General features: G+C 58.0%; 19 protein-coding genes. 12 read left to right on the top strand and 7 right to left on the bottom strand.

Annotated features, from left to right (window positions below):
• The first annotated feature begins 69 nt into the window (after positions 1-69).
• The 4 genes from pheS (at position 70) to pheT (ending at position 4698) form a co-directional block, all read left to right on the top strand.
• Positions 70-1140, top strand: coding sequence for a phenylalanine--tRNA ligase subunit alpha (gene pheS / locus B30_RS12240; protein WP_009572396.1), 1071 nt, complete (start codon positions 70-72; stop codon positions 1138-1140).
• Positions 1137-1694 carry a hypothetical protein gene (locus B30_RS12245; RefSeq protein WP_009572397.1) on the top strand — a complete coding sequence of 186 codons (558 nt, stop codon included), beginning with the start codon at positions 1137-1139 and terminating at the stop codon, positions 1692-1694. The genes pheS and B30_RS12245 overlap by 4 nt, the downstream gene beginning before the upstream one ends.
• 119 nt (positions 1695-1813) lie before the next feature.
• Positions 1814-2245 (top strand): ASCH domain-containing protein, encoded by a 432-nt coding sequence (locus tag B30_RS12250; protein ID WP_009572399.1) that lies wholly within the window; start codon positions 1814-1816, stop codon positions 2243-2245.
• 59 nt (positions 2246-2304) lie between these two features.
• Positions 2305-4698, top strand: a complete 2394-nt coding sequence (gene pheT / locus B30_RS12255; RefSeq protein ID WP_009572400.1) for a phenylalanine--tRNA ligase subunit beta — start codon at positions 2305-2307, stop codon at positions 4696-4698.
• Positions 4699-4727: 29 nt separating this feature from the next.
• Here pheT and B30_RS12260 read toward each other — a convergent pair whose 3' ends face one another.
• Together B30_RS12260 and B30_RS12265 are read right to left on the bottom strand one after the other, a co-directional pair.
• Entirely contained in the window at positions 4728-6173 is a 1446-nt protein-coding gene (locus B30_RS12260) for an ArnT family glycosyltransferase (RefSeq protein ID WP_009572401.1), read from the bottom strand.
• 34 nt (positions 6174-6207) lie between these two features.
• Positions 6208-6909, bottom strand: a complete 702-nt coding sequence (locus B30_RS12265) for a glutathione S-transferase N-terminal domain-containing protein (protein WP_009572402.1) — start codon at positions 6907-6909, stop codon at positions 6208-6210.
• A gap of 153 nt (positions 6910-7062) precedes the next feature.
• On the opposite strand from B30_RS12265, the gene mscL reads away from it, so the two are divergent.
• From mscL to B30_RS12290, 5 genes are all read left to right on the top strand, one after another.
• On the top strand, positions 7063-7482 hold the full coding sequence (gene mscL / locus B30_RS12270) for a large conductance mechanosensitive channel protein MscL (RefSeq protein ID WP_009572403.1): 420 nt from the start codon (positions 7063-7065) through the stop codon (positions 7480-7482).
• Between the two features lie 213 nt (positions 7483-7695).
• Positions 7696-8151, top strand: a complete 456-nt coding sequence (locus B30_RS12275) for an Lrp/AsnC family transcriptional regulator (RefSeq protein ID WP_040402438.1) — start codon at positions 7696-7698, stop codon at positions 8149-8151.
• 72 nt (positions 8152-8223) lie between these two features.
• Positions 8224-9183: a GAF domain-containing protein gene (locus B30_RS12280; RefSeq protein WP_009572405.1), complete on the top strand. Its 960-nt coding sequence runs from the start codon at positions 8224-8226 to the stop codon at positions 9181-9183.
• 134 nt (positions 9184-9317) lie between these two features.
• Positions 9318-10838, top strand: a complete 1521-nt coding sequence (gene adh / locus B30_RS12285; RefSeq protein ID WP_009572406.1) for an aldehyde dehydrogenase — start codon at positions 9318-9320, stop codon at positions 10836-10838.
• 104 nt (positions 10839-10942) lie between these two features.
• On the top strand, positions 10943-11302 hold the full coding sequence (locus B30_RS12290; protein WP_009572407.1) for a DUF779 domain-containing protein: 360 nt from the start codon (positions 10943-10945) through the stop codon (positions 11300-11302).
• A 137-nt stretch (positions 11303-11439) separates the two neighbouring features.
• On the opposite strand, the gene rpsU is transcribed toward B30_RS12290, so the two are convergent.
• Complete coding sequence (gene rpsU / locus B30_RS12295; RefSeq protein WP_009572408.1) at positions 11440-11649, bottom strand: 30S ribosomal protein S21; 210 nt, start codon at positions 11647-11649, stop codon at positions 11440-11442.
• Between the two features lie 111 nt (positions 11650-11760).
• On the opposite strand from rpsU, the gene B30_RS12300 reads away from it, so the two are divergent.
• The gene (locus B30_RS12300) at positions 11761-12471 is read left to right on the top strand and encodes a COQ9 family protein (protein WP_009572409.1); all 711 of its coding nucleotides are present in this window, start codon (positions 11761-11763) and stop codon (positions 12469-12471) included.
• 14 nt (positions 12472-12485) lie between these two features.
• Positions 12486-13466: an NAD(P)H-quinone oxidoreductase gene (locus B30_RS12305; protein ID WP_085952035.1), complete on the top strand. Its 981-nt coding sequence runs from the start codon at positions 12486-12488 to the stop codon at positions 13464-13466.
• Between the two features lie 51 nt (positions 13467-13517).
• On the opposite strand, the gene B30_RS12310 is transcribed toward B30_RS12305, so the two are convergent.
• Complete coding sequence (locus B30_RS12310) at positions 13518-14159, bottom strand: ribonuclease T2 family protein (RefSeq protein WP_009572411.1); 642 nt, start codon at positions 14157-14159, stop codon at positions 13518-13520.
• A gap of 140 nt (positions 14160-14299) precedes the next feature.
• On the opposite strand from B30_RS12310, the gene B30_RS12315 reads away from it, so the two are divergent.
• The gene (locus B30_RS12315; protein ID WP_009572412.1) at positions 14300-15049 is read left to right on the top strand and encodes a DUF1013 domain-containing protein; all 750 of its coding nucleotides are present in this window, start codon (positions 14300-14302) and stop codon (positions 15047-15049) included.
• 76 nt (positions 15050-15125) lie between these two features.
• On the opposite strand, the gene recR is transcribed toward B30_RS12315, so the two are convergent.
• From recR to B30_RS12330, 3 genes are read right to left on the bottom strand one after another with little or no spacing between them, the layout of a single operon-like run.
• Complete coding sequence (gene recR / locus B30_RS12320; RefSeq protein ID WP_009572413.1) at positions 15126-15764, bottom strand: recombination mediator RecR; 639 nt, start codon at positions 15762-15764, stop codon at positions 15126-15128.
• Complete coding sequence (locus tag B30_RS12325) at positions 15730-16074, bottom strand: YbaB/EbfC family nucleoid-associated protein (RefSeq protein ID WP_009572414.1); 345 nt, start codon at positions 16072-16074, stop codon at positions 15730-15732. The genes recR and B30_RS12325 overlap by 35 nt, the downstream gene beginning before the upstream one ends.
• Before the next feature lie 53 nt (positions 16075-16127).
• The gene (locus B30_RS12330; RefSeq protein ID WP_009572415.1) at positions 16128-17921 is read right to left on the bottom strand and encodes a DNA polymerase III subunit gamma/tau; all 1794 of its coding nucleotides are present in this window, start codon (positions 17919-17921) and stop codon (positions 16128-16130) included.
• Between the last annotated feature and the right edge of the window lie 31 nt (positions 17922-17952).

Consider the following 17952-nt stretch of genomic DNA (forward strand, 5'->3'; position numbering starts at 1 on the left):
CTGGCAGCGTCACGCCTTTCCCCTGTCTCAGGTTAAAGGCGTGACGCTTTAGGAAACAGAGGGTTCGGGATGGACGATCTGAAAAACAAATACCTCACCGCCATTCTGACGGCGGGGGACGAAGCCACGCTCGAAGACATTCGCCTTCAGGCCGTTGGCAAAAAGGGCGAAGTCGCTCTCAAGATGCGCGAACTGGGCAAAATGACCCCGGAAGAGCGCCAAGAGATGGGGCCGAAACTCAATGCTTTGAAAGACGAGATCAACTCTGCGCTGGCCGCCAAGAAGGTTGCGCTCGAAGATGCCGCTTTGGATGCGCGTTTGGCCGAGGAATGGTTGGACGTGACATTGCCGTCGCGCGCCCGCCGGCAAGGCACCCTGCACCCGATTTCGCGCGTCTCCGAGGAAATCTACGCCATCTTTGCCGATCTTGGCTTTGCCGTCGCAGAGGGCCCACAGATCGAAGACGATTGGCACAATTTCGACGCGCTCAACATCGCGCCGCATCACCCCGCGCGCCAAGAGCATGACACGTTTTACATGCACCGTGCCGAGGGGGATGATCGCCCGAACCACGTCTTGCGCACCCACACCAGCCCGGTGCAAATCCGTTCGATGATCGACCAGGGCGCGCCGATCCGCATCATCGCGCCGGGTCGGGTGTATCGCTCGGACTATGACCAAACCCATACGCCGATGTTCCACCAAGTCGAAGGCATGGCCATCGACAAGGACATCTCCATGGCGAACCTGAAATGGGTGTTGGAAGAATTCTACACCGCATTTTTCGGCACCAAGGTCAAAACCCGTTTCCGCGCCTCGCATTTCCCCTTCACGGAACCCTCCGCCGAAGTCGATGTGCAATGCCGCTGGGAAAACGGGTCTGTCACCGTGGGCGAGGGCGACGATTGGCTCGAAGTCTTGGGCTCCGGCATGATGCACCCGAACGTGTTGCAAGCCGGTGGGATCGACCCGAAAGAATGGCAAGGCTTCGCTTTTGGCATGGGCATCGACCGCTTGGCGATGCTGAAATACGGCATCCCCGATTTGCGGGCGTTTTTTGACTCAGACCTGCGCTGGTTGCGTCACTATGGGTTCAGTCCGCTGGGGGTTCCGACGCTGGCTGGGGGGATTCACGGGTGAGTGATACTTTCAACTATGTTGGCGTGAAGTTTGGCATGGCAGGCGAATACCCCCAATTTCTGGCTGCTGAGCTTGAAAAAGTGCGCGCGCAAGGACAGAAAATGTGCTTGGCAGTTGTCGCAGTGCTTTCTGGAGCTGCGACAGTTGTTAGCTGGCTTATTTCACTAGAAAAACCAGCTAGGGCTGGCATCATTTCAATGGTTTCAGAGGCGTCAATTGGGACACTGCCATTGTTGTTGTGGGTGTTGCTTAGCCTTGTTGCAGGTTTTTGTTGTCTATTTTACTTGGTCTTTGCTTTGCTACTCGCCTTTTCCGCGAACCCTATATTCGCACCAATTGAGAAGCGTGGGTGCTTTCCTCCTCGTTGGCTCCGCAAACTGGATGAAGCAAAATTCTCAGAATCTTCTCCGGACACATGGAAGACAAACTTGGAAAACATTCTGCAAAAAAGACTGGCTCTTCGAGATGCCGCGGACTTTATAGCGTACATGCTGTTAGGGACGTGTGGTGCCTTGGCGATTTTCGTCATTCTACAGGCGTGGAAGTGGGTATAAGAGGCTAAGATGAGATTCACACTCTCCGGGCTCAAAGAGCATCTGGATACCGCCGCGAGCCTCGACAGTATCCTTAACACGCTGGCCATCCGAGCTTCTAAGGCGAAAGACCCGAAAAAATGACCGACCATAACGACAACATGGAAGACCTCCAAGTCACCTATCCGGGGGCGGGGACGTTTAAATTGGCCGACACGAAAGGCCGGGTTGAGCATCTCAACAGGTTGGTCGCGGCCAAACAAAAAACCGCCACTTGCCTGCCGTGGTCGGAGTTTGAGAACGACCAAGGTGCCCTGCCGCAAAAGGGCCGGTGCGACATCATCGCCAACTGGGACGGCAGCCCCGCCATGGTCGTGCGCACGCTCACCGTTGAAAAGATCAAGTTCCGCCACGTGACGCCTCAACTGGCCCTGGCCGAGGGCGAGGACAAGGACATCGAGGCCTGGCGTAAACGCACCGCCAAGGCCTTTGGCACGAAAGGCGTGTTGGACCGCGACACGTTATTGGTGTTTGAAACATTTGAACTGGTCGAGGATTTGAGCGTCCGCTGACGCCCCCTCCCATCGCAGGACACGCCCGCCAAAAGACAGCAGGCAAAGGAGATGACGACATGAAATTCACCCTCTCTTGGCTCAAAGAGCATCTGGAAACGGACGCCTCCCTTGATGACATCCTCTATGCGCTCACCGATTTGGGGCTTGAGGTCGAAGGCGTTGAAAACCCCCGCGATGCGTTGAAGGGGTTTAAATTGGTCAAGGTCCAAGAGGCCGAGCCACACCCGGACGCCGACAAGTTGCGCGTGTGCAAGGTCGAGACCGATGAGGGCATGACCCAGATTGTGTGCGGCGCGCCGAACGCGCGGGCGGGGATCACCGCAGTGCTCGCCAAACCAGGCATGTATATCCCCGGCCTCGACATCACCATTTCGGTTGGCAAAATTCGCGGCGTCGAAAGCCACGGCATGATGGCCTCGATGCGCGAGCTGAACCTGGGCGAAGATCACGATGGGATCATCGAGTTGGAAGGCGGCGAGATCGGCATGGAATTCGCGGATTATCTGGCCCAGACCGATCCGTCGAAAGTCGATCCGGTGATCGAGATTGCGATCACGCCGAACCGCCCCGACGCGCTTGGCGTGCATGGCATCGCCCGCGATCTGGCCGCACGGGGTCTTGGCACGTTGAAGCCGCTCAAGGTTGAGACCGTCGAGTCCACATTCGCCAATCCGATCTCGGTTGAGATCACGGAGGCGGCCAAGGATGGCTGTTACCTCTTTGGCGGACGCTATATTCGCGGCGTGAAGAACGGCCCCTCGCCGATGTGGTTGCAGGACCGTTTGACCGCCATCGGTCTGCGTCCGATTTCCATTCTGGTCGATGTAACCAACTTCTTCACCTATGACCGCAACCGCCCGCTGCACGTGTTTGACGCGGCAACGGTCAAAGACGGTTTGGTGATTGATCGCGCCAAAGGCGGCGAGGAATTGTTGGCCTTGGATGAGAAGACCTACACAATGCCCGAGGGCGCGATGTGTATTTTCTCAGGCGGCAAAGTCGAGAGCATCGGCGGCATCATGGGGGGCGAAGAGACCGGATGTTCCGACGACACCGTGGATGTGTTTGTCGAAGCCGCGGTGTGGAACACGCTCGACATCGCCAAGGCGGGACGTGCGTTGAAAGTCAATTCGGACGCGCGCTATCGCAACGAACGTGGCATTGATCCGGCCTACAATATGCAGGCCTTGGATGATGCCACCGCGATGATCCTTGCGCTTTGTGGCGGTGAGGCCTCTGACGTGGTGATGGCCGGTGCCGTGCCTGATGTGTCTCGCGCTTATCGCCTTGATACCGACCGGGTGCAGAGCCTTGTTGGCATGGACATCGCCCCCGCGCGTCAGGTTGCCATTTTGGAAAGCCTCGGCTTTGTCATGGATGGCGATATGGCGCAGGTGCCAAGCTGGCGTCCCGACGTATTGGGCGAGGCCGATTTGGTCGAAGAGGTGGCGCGTGTTGAAAGCCTCACCCACCTTGCGCCGAAGGCCATGACCCGGCCCGCAGGCGTCGCCAAACCGATCCTGACGCCGATGCAGGTCCGCGAAAGTGCCGCGCGCCATCAAGCGGCGGCCTTGGGGTATAACGAATGCGTCACCTATTCTTTCGTGGACGAAAAATCTGCCAAACTCTTTGGCGGTGGGACGGATGCAGTGAAATTGGAAAACCCGATTTCCTCCGAGATGAGCCACATGCGCCCCGATCTTTTGATCGGTCTGTTGCAAGCCGCTGCACGGAATCAGGCGCGTGGCTTTGCCGATCTGTCACTGTTTGAATGCGGCCCTGCCTTTCATGGCGGTGAGCCGGGCGAACAGCATTTGCAAGTGGCGGGGCTTTTGGTCGGGGCCTCTGGTCCAAAAGACGTCCATGGCGCACGCCGGGTGATGGATCTTTATGATGCGAAAGCCGATGCCGAGGCGGTTTTGGCCGCCATCGGTGCGCCCGCAAAGGCGCAAATCCTGCGCGACACCTCGCCGTGGTTCCACCCTGGTCGGTCGGGCAAAATCTGCCTCGGTCCGAAAAAGGTCTTGGCGCAGTTTGGTGAATTGCACCCGAAAGTGCTCAAGGAAATGGGCGTCAAAGGCACGGCAATGGCCTTTACCGTCTATCTGGAAGAGGCACCTTTGCCGCGTGGCAGCAAAGTGGCGCGCTCGGCGTTTTTCACCAATGACCTGCAAGCGGTCGAACGCGATTTCGCCTTTGTCGTCGATAAATCCGTCAACGCGTTGGATTTGGTCAATGCGGCCGCAGGCGTCGACAAAGTGCTGATCGAAGAGGTCCGCGTGTTTGACGAATTCATCGGTGGCTCTTTGGGCGAAGACAAAAAATCGCTGGCGATCACTGTGCGCCTTCAGCCTGTGGATGCGACGTTGAAAGACAAAGATCTCGAAGAGATTTCGGCCAAGATCGTTGCGAAAGTCGAAAAGGCCACCGGCGGCGCGTTGCGCGGCTGATCGGTCTTGAAATGTGAGGAAAGCGGCGTCTATTCGGCGCCGTTTTTCAATTCGACTATCGCGTAGGGCACGTCGATGGTTTTCACGTCCTCGAACCGATAAGGCAGGGTGGCGCTGTGTTGTATCACCTTGGCGATCGCGTCTGGTTTGATGCCGTGCTCGGCCAAAACCGCCTCAGACCGCGCGACCATGTCGCCACCGACAAGCACCACCGCAACCGTGCCCGGCGCGGGGACGCGGTTGGGCAGCGGGGCGAGGGCTTGCCAGTCTGGGCGGTGATATTTCAGGTTGCCGGCGAAGTAGTAATTGCCACTGATCACTGCGACAGGACCCCCGGGCAGGTCTGCGGCAATGGCCTGGGCCAGGACATCCACCCGCATCGAATCTGATCCGGCACCGCGCAGCCTTGTGTCGGCCATGGCGGCCAAGATCAGGACGGCCAAGGCGGCACAAACGCCCAAAATCGCGCGTTTCGTGCGCGGGCCGAGGCTTTGTGTGACCCAGATCATCAGACCGATGGAAAGTGGCACCAACATCGGCAACAGCCAACGCGGTTGAACATCGGTGACGCCAAATCCAACAACGGCTACTGCGCCCAATCCCAACCCGATCATCCCGGCCCGCATCAACCAAAGCGCCATAGGCATCGCGGGACCAAAGCGCAGAGCGGCGCGGCCTTGCGCCAAACGCGCGCCAATGAGGACCATAAGCAACAATGCCAGCGCCGCGAGCGTTTGAACGCCGTATTCGACCAGCCCCGCAAGCCATGTGGGCAGGGTCTCATATTTCGGCGGATAGTAGAATTTATAGGCCGAGGCCATGGTTTGATCCGAATGCAGGACCATCCACGCCATCGGTGCGATGAGGATCAGGGCTGCGACAAGCCCCGATTGCCAAAGGGTGCGCCACATTAGTCGAGCCCTGATCTCTGGCACAGTGAGGGCAGATAGGAACAGCGTCAGAGGGAAGAGCCAAAAGTTAAACTTGGCGAGCCCGCCTAAGCCTAGAGCCAGACCAAGCGCGATAGGGTGCCACGGCTTTGGCACCTCTGTCTGACGTGCCATCACCCAAAAAGTTGCGGCCATCGTGGCCAGCATGGCGATGCTATGCGATCCGGCGCGCTGCCCTTCCCAAGACACATTGGGCAAAAGCAACAGCGCAAGCGTGCCAAGCACCGCCGTTTGACACGGGAGAACCCGCCGCAAACCATCAAAAAACAGCGCATAGGTGATAAAGAGCAAGAGGTTTTTGGCCGCGGCGACGGCGAATGTATTGGCCCCAAACAGCGCAAACGCACCGGCTTGAATCCAATTATAAAGCGGCGCTTGTGGCCCGTAACCCAAGTGGACCTCTTGCGCCATGACGAACATTTCGGCCTCATCGACCTCGAACGACCCGCCCAGGACCGTTCGAAGTACAGTGTGGGTCGCGAAATAGGCAGCGATGATCCAAATGAAGAGCCGATCTTGCCGCATGGGTCCTCTGTCTCAGCGCCTGAAGGTGCGCCGGTTACTCCGGCCGCGCCGGGATGTTTTTCGCCCGATCAACCGCAGGACGGGCATAAAAGCGGGCGACATAGGCGGGCACGTTTTTCAAATCGTTATAGCCTGTCACCTCTTTTGCGCCATAGAAATCAAGCGCATTCAGCCAGGGCGCGATGGCCATATCGGCAATCGAATAGTCTCCCACAATCCAATCACGTCCCTCAAGTTGGGCGTCCACCACGGCCAAAAGGCGCTTGGCCTCACCGATGTAACGCTCGCGGGCAGTTGGGTCCTCCATCTTGGCGCCTGCGAATTTATAAAAGAACCCAAGTTGACCAAACATCGGGCCAAGGCCGCCCATTTGGAACATCAGCCATTGGAGCGTCTCATAGCGCGTCTTTGGGTCTTTGGAGAGGAATTTGCCAGATTTTTCAGCCAGATAAATCAGAATTGCACCGGATTCGAACAATTCGATTTGCGCCCCATTCGGGCCGTTCGGATCAATGATGGCGGGGATTTTGTTGTTTGGGTTGAGCGCCAAAAATTCGGGACTTTTGACATCCGCATCGGCCAGGGTGACCAAATGCGGCTCATAGGCCAGCCCCATTTCCTCAAGCGCGATGGAGATTTTGACTCCGTTTGGTGTGGGAAACGAATAGAGCTGAATTTTTTCAGGCTCGGTTGCGGGCCAGCGGGCGGAAATCGGGTGATTGACAGTCTGGGTCATCGAGGCTCCTGCGGTGAAGGGCTGGTTAATCTCCCCTAAGGTATTGCTGGAATGCCGAAAGAAAACCATTAAAGGATGTGCGTCAATGTGCTACGCAATGTGCGTCACTGCGTCGTTTGGACACGGCGGAATTGGTAAGAACGGGGACAGAGAATGTTCAAAGAATTTAAAGATTTCATCGCCAAAGGCAACGTCATGGACATGGCGGTTGGTATTATCGTTGGTGCCGCCTTTACTGCGATCGTCAGCTCCATGGTCGCCGACCTGATCAATCCGTTCATCGGGCTGTTCACCGGCGGTTTGGATTTCACCAACAACTATCTGGTGCTGTCCGGCGAGGTGCCCGCGGGCGCGTCTTTGGACGCGGCCCGCGAAGCGGGTGCGGCGGTGTTTGCCTATGGGGCATTCCTCATGGCGGTCATCAATTTCCTGATCATCGCCTTCGTGGTGTTCATGTTGGTGCGCTACGTCAACAAACTCAAAGCCGCAGCCTTGCCTCCGAAAGAGGTTACTCCGGCAGGCCCGTCCGAGCTCGATATTCTGATCGAAATTCGCGATTCTTTGAAAAAGTAACAACCCGAGTGCTCGCAAGGCATGGAAGACATCAAAAAGGCCCGTTGGATCGCACCAACGGGCCTTTTCGCGTGATGCTATAAGGCATCACGTCTCGGGGACACATCTTTCATACGCAACAGGCGGCCATATCCGTCGCGGCTTGCCGAAAAAAATAAACTGTGGGAGATTGGGACGAATTATCTGGAAAAACCGGGAGAGGCTGCCGAGATGATCAAAATTGACGAAACGGATCGGCGGATTTTACGAATTTTACAGCGCAAGGGACGCATTTCAAACGCCGATCTTGCGCAAGAGGCGAATGTGTCCAGCTCCGCCTGTCATCGTCGGGTGCAGCGGCTTGAAGCCGAAGGGTTGATCCGCGACTATGTGGCACTTTTGGACCCGCGCCATTTGGATCGTCGCTCCACTGTTTTTGTCGAGGTCACGCTCACCAGCCAAGCCGACGATATTTTGCACGCTTTTGAAAAGGCGGTGCGCAATGTGCCTGACGTTTTGGAATGTCACCTGATGGCGGGCAAGGCGGATTACATCCTCAAAGTCGTCGCCGCCGACACCGATCACTTTGCCCAAATTCACCGCCGCCTCGTCGCGCTGCCCGGCGTGCAAACCATGCAATCGTCTTTCGCCATGCGCACCGTGTTCAAAACCACGGCATTACCTGTCTAAAGGTCTGGGTTTGGTGATTGACCGACCCTGTGGTAAGTCTACGACCTGTCGCATTTGGGAGGAGGCGGCATCATGGCACGCATAAACCACGCAGAACACGTCATTTCTACCGTCGAATCGGGGTCCGTTGGCACGCGTTTGACGGCCAGTTGGCGGCGGTCTCTGAAAAAGCATGGGCTTGATCCCGAACGCCCGGTGACGCCGCGACGGTTCTCGGAGGCGGAAATCTCGGAGCGTCGCGAGCGGCTTGGCGGTTTTATGAATCTTGCCTCGCCAAAACTCGACCAACTGTTTCAAATGGTAGGTAACACCGGCTGTTCGGTGATGATGACAGATCGGGACGGGGTGGTCTTGGATCAGCGCTCCAAAGATGCTGATTCTGACACGTTTCAATCTTGGGGGCTTTGGACCGGGGCCGATTGGTCGGAGGAATCCGAGGGCACCAATGGCATCGGCACCTGTATCGCCGAGGCACGTCAGATCACGATCCACCGCGACGAACATTTTCTAAGCCGCAACACGGTGATGTCCTGCATGGATGCGCCGATTTTTGGCCCCGATGGCGAATTGATTGCCGCCCTTGATGTGTCGTCCTGCCGCGCCGATCAGACCGAAGCCTATGCGCGGTTGATTTCCAATGTTGTGGCCCAAACCGCCAAGCAAATAGAAACAGATGCCTTCCGCGCCGCGTTCCCGAAAGCCCGGATCATCACCGCCCCTGAAGATCGCCCGGATGGGGCGGTGCTTTTGGCGGTGGATCATGACGATTTGATCATCGGTGCCACCCGTGCGGCGCGCCGTGCGTTTGGACTGGGGCAGGGGGCGCATATCGTGCCCACACCGGCGTCGGATATTCTGGGGCGGGATAGCACCGTGTCTGCCTTGGAGCGGGCCGAGCGAGCGGCGTTGAAACGGGCGATTGCGCGGGCGGGTGGCAATGTGTCTGCGGCGGCGCGTGAACTTGGAATCGGTCGTGCCACGCTCTATCGCCGGATGAAACGGCTCGGGATTGGCGAGAACGGTGAAAACTGATCCGTACCTGTCTCACCCCTGAGACATTGCCGCGCTGCGGCGTGGGAAACAGGGGGTGACCGCAGCTTAAGGTCGCGTTCACACTCTCTTCATATGTTGGCGTGGGAGACGTCAACACCCTGAGGAGGAAAACAATGAACGTTCAAGCTGACGCGAGCGCACAGTACGCATCGCCTTTCAAAGCCCGTTATGACAACTTTATCGGTGGTAAATTTACCCCGCCTGTCCACGGCAAATATTTCGACAACACCACGCCGATCACCGGCCAGAAAGTGTGTGAAGTGGCCCGCTCTGACGCGGCCGATGTCGAGTTGGCCCTGGATGCCGCTCATGCCGCCAAAGACGCATGGGGCCAGACCAGCGCTACGGAGCGCGCCAACATCCTGTTGAAAATCGCCGACCGGATCGAAGAGCACCTCGAAGCCATCGCAACGGCAGAAACCTGGGACAACGGTAAGCCGATCCGTGAAACCATGGCTGCCGATATTCCGCTTTCCGCCGACCACTTCCGCTACTTTGCGGGTGTTCTGCGCGGCCAGGAAGGTTCCATGTCGGAAATCGACTCGGACACCATCGCCTATCACTTCCATGAGCCTCTGGGCGTTGTCGGCCAGATCATTCCGTGGAACTTCTCCATCCTGATGGCCGCTTGGAAAATCGCGCCTGCTCTGGCCGCTGGCAACTGTATCGTGCTGAAACCGGCAGAACAGACCCCGGCTGCGATCATGGTGTTCATGGAACTCATCGCCGATCTTCTGCCGGCTGGCACGCTCAACATCGTCAACGGCTATGGTGCCGAAGTCGGTGCGCCGCTTGCGCGCTCGCCGCGCATTGCTAAAATCGCTTTCACCGGTTCGACCGCAACCGGCCGCATGATCATGCAATATGCCACCGAGAACCTGATCCCGGTGACCTTGGAGTTGGGTGGCAAATCGCCGAACATCTTCTTCTCCGATGTGATGCGCGAAGATGACGCCTTCCTCGACAAAGCTGTCGAAGGCTTTGTTCTCTTTGCCTTCAACCAAGGCGAAGTCTGCACCTGCCCGTCGCGTGCTTTGATCCAGGAAGACATCTACGAAGAGTTCATCGAACGGTGTATTGCTCGTGTGAAAGCCATCAAACAAGGCGATCCGCGCGACATCAACACCATGGTTGGCGCTCAGGCGTCTGCCGAGCAGCAGGAAAAAATCCTGTCCTACCTGACCATCGGTCGCGAAGAAGGTGCCGAAGTTCTTGTCGGCGGCGATGCTGCGCGCTTTGGTGGCGATCTCAAAGACGGCTATTACATCCAGCCGACCATCCTCAAAGGCCACAACAAAATGCGTGTGTTCCAAGAGGAAATCTTTGGCCCGGTCGTCTCCGTGACCACCTTTAAAACCGAAGAAGAAGCTCTTCAAATCGCCAATGACACGATGTACGGCCTCGGCGCTGGCGTCTGGTCGCGTGACATGAACACCTGCTACCGCTTCGGTCGTCACATTCAGGCCGGTCGTGTTTGGGTGAACAACTACCACGCTTACCCGGCGCACGCTGCATTCGGTGGCTACAAACAGTCCGGCGTCGGACGTGAAAACCACAAGATGATGCTCGACCATTACCAGCAAACCAAAAACATGCTGGTGTCTTACAACCCGAACAAACTCGGGTTCTTCTAAGCTCCTCCCCGTGGGGACGCGCGGTTTGCGTGTCCCCTCACTCTACAGGGCGTGGCTTTGGCTGCGCCCTGTCCCCGTTTTGGCGTTTTGTTTTGGAGGGTCCGATGATCCCTGATCGTGTGATTGCTACCCCTGCCGCGCGGGCTTTGCTGGCCGATATCGTCACGGACTATGGTCCGGTGATGTTTGTACAATCGGGCGGCTGTTGCGATGGCTCATCGCCGATGTGTTACAAGAAGGGCGACTATTTGATTGGGCTGCGCGATGTGAAGCTGGGCGAAATTGAGGGGGCCGAGGTTTGGGTCTCCGAGTCTCTGTTTGAAATTTGGCGCTACAGTCAGATGGTTCTGGATGCAGCCCCCGGCCATGGTGCGGGATTTTCGCTCGACACCGGGCGTGGCCAATGCTTTCTGTCGCGATCGCGCCTGTTTAGCGATGACGAAGCGGCGGCTTTGGCACTCTGACCTTTGCCGGTCTCGGTCGATCCCGTTGAATAAAAACAAACCCCCGGAGCTTGCGCCACGGGGGTCGTATTTTTATGTCCCATCATCCTTGCGGACAAGGGCCGCTCGAAACGTCGAGCCTCTCGGGGCCTGACGGCTTAAAGAGACATACCTTCGCGCTGAGCTTTTTTACGAGCCAGCTTACGGGCACGGCGGATGGCCTCGGCCTTCTCGCGCGCTTTCTTCACGGACGGCTTTTCGAAATGTTGCTTCAGCTTCATTTCACGAAAAACGCCTTCACGTTGAAGTTTTTTCTTCAGAGCCCGGAGGGCCTGATCGACGTTGTTATCACGAACGCTAACCTGCATGTGGTGTCACCACCTTCCTAGTTAGATTTGCATGAATTGCAGGAAGTGGCCATATAGCAAAGTCACCCTAGCTTGTCTACTATGCTCGTAAGCCGCAAAAGGACGTATCAGATGACAACAACCGCTTATCCCGATCCGACTCGTGAAAAACTGCTCGATGCCGCCCTTGTTCATGTGGTGTTTGATGGTTGGGGGCCTGAGACGTTTAAAGCGGCGATTGCTGATTCGGGTGTGTCCGAAGGTTTGGCGCGCGTCGCCGCCCCGCGTGGCTCCGTCGATCTGGCCAGTGCTTATCACAAACGCGGCGACCGCGAGATGGTCAAGGCGCTCGCGGAAACCGATCTCTCAACCTTGCGTTTCACTGACCGCGTCACCCATGCCGTATGGCTGCGGTTGCAAACGGTGGATCGCGAATTGGTGCGCCGTGGCATGTCGCTGTTCTCGCTGCCGCTTCATGCGCCTGAGGGCACGAAATTGGTCTGGGAAACAGCGGATGCCATTTGGACCGCGCTGGGCGACACCTCGCGCGATGTGAATTGGTACACCAAACGCGTGACTTTGTCGGGTGTGTTTGCCTCGACCGTGCTGTTCTGGCTCGGCGATGACAGCGAAGGCTTTACCGACACCCGCGCCTTCCTCGACCGGCGCATCGAGGATGTGATGAAGATTGAAAAGACCAAGGCTACGGTGCGCGACAACAAGGCGCTGTCTGCGCTCTTCGCCGTGCCGAACGCGCTGTTTGGTATGATCAAAGCCCCCGCGGGCGCGGGCCGCACAGATGTCCCCGGAACCCAACAGAGCACGCAAGGAGCGACTGAATGACCCCGCCGACCACCCTGCCGACCACCATGCGTGCGATTGAGATTTCCGCGCCGGGCGGCCCCGAAGGTCTGACGCTTTGTGAACGCCCGGTGCCGACGCCCAAAGCCGACGAGATCGTGATCAAACTGGCCTATGCCGGGGTCAACCGTCCCGACGCTTTGCAACGCGCGGGGCTTTATAATCCGCCGCCGGGCGCGTCCGATTTGCCCGGTCTTGAGGGCGCGGGTGAAGTTGTGGCAGTGGGCGCGGCGGTGTCTGAGTGGCGGATCGGCGATCAGGTGTGCGCACTGTTGCCCGGCGGTGGCTATGCCGATTATGTGGCCACCTCGGCGGCCCATGCTCTGCCCGTGCCCAGAGGCCTCTCGTTGAAAGAAGCCGCCTGTTTGCCGGAGACGTTTTTCACCGTCTGGAGCAATGTGTTCATGCGCGGGGCATTACAGGCGGGGGAGCGGTTTTTGGTCCATGGCGGCTCGTCCGGCATTGGCACCACGGCCATCCAACTGGCCCGCGCTTTCGGGGCACGGGTGTTTGCCACGGCAGGCTCCGCCGAGAAATGCAAAGCCTGTGAAGGATTGGGGGCGGAACGGGCGATCAACTACCGCGATGAGGATTTTGTCGAGGTTCTGAAAGCCGAGGGCGGGGCCAATCTGATCCTCGACATGGTTGGCGGCGATTACATCCCGCGCAATGTGCGTGCGCTCGCCATGGAGGGTCGCTTGGTCAACATCGCCTTCTTGCAAGGCTCAAAGGCTGAGCTGAATTTTGCTCAGGTGATGATGCGGCGGCTGACACTGACCGGCTCAACGCTGCGCCCGCAATCGGATGCGGCCAAGGCCAAAATCGCCGAAGCTCTGTTGGCGAAAGTCTGGCCGTTGATCGAAGCCGGGCAGGTTGGTCCGGTGATGCATTCCGAATTCGCGCTTGCGGAGGCAAGCCGTGCCCATGCCTTGATGGAAACCAACGCCCATATCGGCAAGATCGTATTGGCGCTCTGAATATTTTGACCTGCAATGGAGGGTTTTGCGCCTTCATTGCAGGTCAAATACTCACTCTATCGCCTCAAACAACGCGTCATCCAAGGTGCAATCGCGGATCACATCCGCGCCGCATCTGCGTGGTTCCAAATCCTTGGTCAGGCAAATGCGCACCTCTTGGATACGGCTGGCTTTGCAGGTCACGGTGATCTCGTTTTTGTCCAATCCGGCGTTCTCTTTCATAAACGCGTCCTCGATCAAAGCGGCGGGGAGTTTGACGTCCTTGGTCAGTTTGCGAAACACCTCTGGGCGGGTGATTTTTGCGTAAGCGTCGCGTGCGGTGGCAAGGTAATCCGATGCCGAAAGCCCTGCACAGCGCCCGTGTTTCTTCCATTGATACCACGCCGCACCATCGGTCCCCATAATGTCCTCCATCGCCGCAGTTTCGCGTTTCGACGGGTCGCGCGCGGTGGTGTTGCAATAGGAGGGGTAGCCCTGTTCGTACTGCGGCCAAAGCCCATGCAGCACCCATCCCAGATCACGATCACATTGCGGCGAATTGCGTGCCTCACCCTCAAGAGTACACCATGTCGGGGACCAAGACAGAGACAACACATAATAGTCGAAATCCCCGGCCCGCTCGCCCTCTGCCATCGCAGGTGGTGCGATGAGCAAAACCAAGCCCAGCAGGGCACTCACGATCCGTTTACGCATTTTCTCTTCCCTCTTTTCTCGATCCGCAGTATACAGCCGCCAAGTTCCCCGACAACGTGAACCGTCCCGGCCTCCGGGAAAGCCCTTTCAGGCGACGGAGAAGTTGTATTCGGGCAAGACCTATTTATGGAGTGTGTCCTATGGCAAAACCGATCATGGCGAAAGCCACCGCTGTCTGGCTGGTCGATAACACCACGCTGAGCTTTAAACAAATCGCCGATTTCTGCGGCCTGCATGAGCTTGAAGTTCAAGGCATTGCCGATGGCGATGTGGCGGCTGGCGTGCGTGGCTTTGACCCGGTGGCCAACAATCAGTTGACTGCAGAGGAAATCAAAGCGGCCGAAGAAAACCCGATGGCGCGCCTGTCGTTGAAATACAATGCCGCCGCTCAAGGCGAAGAAAAACGCCGTGGCCCGCGCTACACGCCACTGTCTAAACGTCAGGACCGCCCGAATTCGATCCTTTGGTTGGTGAAATTTCACCCGGAATTGGCCGATAGTCAGATCGCCAAACTGGTGGGCACCACCAAACCGACGATCCAATCCATCCGCGAGCGCACCCATTGGAACATCGCCAACATGCAGCCGATTGATCCGGTTGCTTTGGGTCTGTGTAAGCAATCCGAGCTGGACACAGCCGTGCAAAAAGCCGCCCAGAAACGCGCCGCCAATGGCGAAGCGATGACCGATGACGAGCGCCGCAAACTGCTGTCCACGGAACAATCCTTGGGTATGGATGCAGAGCCGAAAATGCCGTCTTCGATCTCCGGGCTTGAGACCTTTTCCTTTGGTCGTGACCATGAAGAGGAAAAAGAAGAGGCCCTGCCAGATGCGGACAGCTTCTTTAACCTGCCCGATCACGGCGATGAGGACGAAGACGACGACAAGTAAGTGTCTGACATCCAGTCGAAAAAGAAAGCCCAGGCCGGTCGGTCTGGGTTTTTTCGTGTTTGGTCGAGGTGTGGATTTAGACGGATTTACGCGCTTTCAGCGCCGCGCTGATCGTGCCGTCATCGAGATAATCCAACTCACCGCCAATTGGTACGCCCTGCGCCAAAGACGTCACCGCGCAGCGTCCGGCCAGCTCATCACTGATGTAATGCGCCGTGGTTTGGCCATCGACCGTGGCGTTGAGCGCCAGGATCACCTCATGCACCTGTTCGTCCATCACCCGTTGGATCAGCGCCGGAATGCGCAGGTCTTCTGGCCCGACGGCATCGAGCGCGGACAATGTCCCGCCCAGCACATGATAGCGGCCTTTAAATCCGCCCGCGCGTTCCATCGCCCAAAGGTCCGACACGTCTTCGACCACGCAAATCTCACCTATGGCGCGCTTTTCGGAAGCGCAAATGCCACAGAGATCGCCCGTGCCGATATTGCCACATGTGATGCATTCGCGTGCCGTATCCGCCACCAATTGCATCTGTGTCGCCAAGGGGGACATCAGGCGTCCGCGTTTTTTGATCAGGTGCAACACGGCACGCCGGGCCGAGCGCGGTCCAAGCCCCGGCAAACGCGCCATCAGGTCGATCAGCGCCTCAATATCCTGACGATCCTCACCCACAATCGGTTCAGAACGGCAGTTTGAAATCAGCCGGAAGCCCAAGGCCCTCGGTCAGTTTCTGCATCTCTGTTTCGGCGCGTTGCGACGCTTTCGCTTGCGCATCCTTGATGGCCGCAAGGATCAAATCCTCGACCACTTCTTTTTCGTCGGGGTGGAAAATCGACGGATCAATGTCGAGCCCGACCAACTGGCCCTTGGCGGTCGCGGTGGCTTTCACAAGCCCTGCGCCGCTTTCGCCCATGACGGTCATCTCCGACAATTTTTCCTGAAGCTCCGCCATATCGCTTTGCATTTTCTGGGCTTTTTTCATCATCCCGGCCATATCGCCGAGCCCACCTAGGCCTTTAAGCATGTTGTTCTCCTGATCTCTGACTTGGTCTGATTTGGGGGTGAAGTCTGCGATCGTCAATCGCTTTCAAACGGGTCCCATTCATCCTCAACCTCGGGCAGAGCCTCAAGTTGGGCGGCCTGCATTTTGGTCTCGGGGGTGCGCACCTCGGCGATTTTCGCGCTGGGGAAAAGTTCAAACACTTTGGCGACAATCGGATGGGCTTTGGCTTCGATCTCCAAGGCAATGCGTTCGGCATCTTTGACCTCACGGATCGTGCGCACGCCTTCTGGCGCCTCCGCAATCGTCACGCCCCAGCGGTGGCCGGTAAAGGCAAACAGGCGGCTTTGCAGGCGTGGGGCCAGATCGGCGGGGGCCTCATCATGGGGCTGAAATTCGATCCGACCGGGCGCGTATTTCGCCAGCCGCACATGGTTTTCCACGTCGATCAAAAGTTTCGCGTCACGGTGCAGGCGGATCAAGTCGACCACATCCTCAAAGCGCGGATATTTCGCCAAAGCGGTGTCCGGGGCCTGCGCCAAAGCGGTGGCGGCACCCGATGCGCCAGCGCCCATCATCGTTGGCCCGTGGGTGGCGTGACCGCCGCCCATTGGACCGCCTTGGGCCGAGACCGAGCCGCCACCGGAGGGCGCGGCCCCACCGCCGCCAGGGCCACCACTTGGACCAGAAGGTGGGCGCGGCGGTGGGTTTTGCTCGTTAAGTTTGCGCACCAAATCTTCGGGCATCGGCAGGTCGGCGACATGGGTCAGCCGGATGATCGCCATCTCTGAGGCCATCATCGCATTTGGCGCCGCGGAGACTTCTTCGAGGGCTTTCAACAACATCTGCCACATTCGCGACAGCACCCGCATCGGCAATTTCTCCGCCATCGCCAACCCGCGCATCCGTTCGTCCGGGCCGATGGTCGGGTCATCTGCGGCATTGGGTGTGATCTTGATCACCGAAATCCAATGGGTGATTTCGGCCAGATCGCGCAGCACCGCCAAAGGGTCAGCCCCGTCGGCATACTGCCCGCCGATCTCGCCCAAAGCGCCCGCTGCGTCGCCGGCCATGATCATGTCGAACAGATCCAGCACCCGACCGCGATCCGCCAGCCCCAACATGGCGCGGACCTGTTCGACCGTGGTTTCGCCCGCACCATGTGACAGGGCCTGATCCAAAAGCGAGGTCGCATCACGCGCCGAGCCTTCGGCAGCGCGGGTGATCAAAGCCAGCGCTTCGTCGGTGATCTGACCGTTTTCGCCGCCCGCAATTTTGCGCAACAGCGCGATCATCACTTCGGGTTCAATCCGACGCAAGTCAAAGCGCTGACAGCGCGACAGCACCGTCACGGGCACCTTGCGGATTTCGGTGGTGGCAAAGATGAATTTGACGTGGGCGGGCGGTTCTTCGAGCGTCTTGAGCAACGCGTTGAACGCACTGGTCGAGAGCATGTGAACTTCGTCGATGATGTAGATTTTATATCGCGCAGAGGCGGCGCGGTAATGCACCGAGTCGATGATTTCGCGGATGTCGCCCACGCCCGTGCGCGAGGCGGCGTCCATTTCCATCACATCGACATGACGCCCCTCGGTGATGGCGATGCAATGTTCGCATTGGCCACAGGGTTCGGTCGTCGGCCCACCATTGCCATCCAATCCGATACAGTTCATCCCTTTGGCGATGATCCGCGCGGTGGTGGTTTTGCCGGTGCCGCGAATGCCGGTCATGATAAAGGCTTGGGCGATGCGATCCGCCGCAAAGGCGTTTTTGAGCGTGCGCACCATGGCGTCCTGACCGACGAGGTCGGCAAAGGTTTCCGGGCGGTATTTGCGTGCCAGAACCTTATAGCCTGCGTCGGTGTCAGACATGCGTTTTCTCCCAAGTGATCCGTTGCGGCTA

Source organism: Celeribacter baekdonensis B30 (assembly GCF_000299875.1).
GTDB classification, from domain to species: Bacteria; Pseudomonadota; Alphaproteobacteria; order Rhodobacterales; family Rhodobacteraceae; genus Celeribacter; species Celeribacter baekdonensis_A.

What these genes read in the sequence shown, in the direction of transcription:
- pheS (WP_009572396.1), top strand. Translation starts at nt 70, where the DNA reads ATGGACGATCTGAAAAACAAATACCTCACCGCCATTCTGACGGCGGGG.
- B30_RS12250 (WP_009572399.1), top strand. Translation starts at nt 1,814, where the DNA reads ATGACCGACCATAACGACAACATGGAAGACCTCCAAGTCACCTATCCG.
- pheT (WP_009572400.1), top strand. Translation starts at nt 2,305, where the DNA reads ATGAAATTCACCCTCTCTTGGCTCAAAGAGCATCTGGAAACGGACGCC.
- B30_RS12260 (WP_009572401.1), bottom strand. Translation starts at nt 6,173, where the DNA reads ATGCGGCAAGATCGGCTCTTCATTTGGATCATCGCTGCCTATTTCGCG.
- B30_RS12265 (WP_009572402.1), bottom strand. Translation starts at nt 6,909, where the DNA reads ATGACCCAGACTGTCAATCACCCGATTTCCGCCCGCTGGCCCGCAACC.
- mscL (WP_009572403.1), top strand. Translation starts at nt 7,063, where the DNA reads ATGTTCAAAGAATTTAAAGATTTCATCGCCAAAGGCAACGTCATGGAC.
- B30_RS12280 (WP_009572405.1), top strand. Translation starts at nt 8,224, where the DNA reads ATGGCACGCATAAACCACGCAGAACACGTCATTTCTACCGTCGAATCG.
- adh (WP_009572406.1), top strand. Translation starts at nt 9,318, where the DNA reads ATGAACGTTCAAGCTGACGCGAGCGCACAGTACGCATCGCCTTTCAAA.
- B30_RS12290 (WP_009572407.1), top strand. Translation starts at nt 10,943, where the DNA reads ATGATCCCTGATCGTGTGATTGCTACCCCTGCCGCGCGGGCTTTGCTG.
- rpsU (WP_009572408.1), bottom strand. Translation starts at nt 11,649, where the DNA reads ATGCAGGTTAGCGTTCGTGATAACAACGTCGATCAGGCCCTCCGGGCT.
- B30_RS12300 (WP_009572409.1), top strand. Translation starts at nt 11,761, where the DNA reads ATGACAACAACCGCTTATCCCGATCCGACTCGTGAAAAACTGCTCGAT.
- B30_RS12310 (WP_009572411.1), bottom strand. Translation starts at nt 14,159, where the DNA reads ATGCGTAAACGGATCGTGAGTGCCCTGCTGGGCTTGGTTTTGCTCATC.
- B30_RS12315 (WP_009572412.1), top strand. Translation starts at nt 14,300, where the DNA reads ATGGCAAAACCGATCATGGCGAAAGCCACCGCTGTCTGGCTGGTCGAT.
- B30_RS12325 (WP_009572414.1), bottom strand. Translation starts at nt 16,074, where the DNA reads ATGCTTAAAGGCCTAGGTGGGCTCGGCGATATGGCCGGGATGATGAAA.
- B30_RS12330 (WP_009572415.1), bottom strand. Translation starts at nt 17,921, where the DNA reads ATGTCTGACACCGACGCAGGCTATAAGGTTCTGGCACGCAAATACCGC.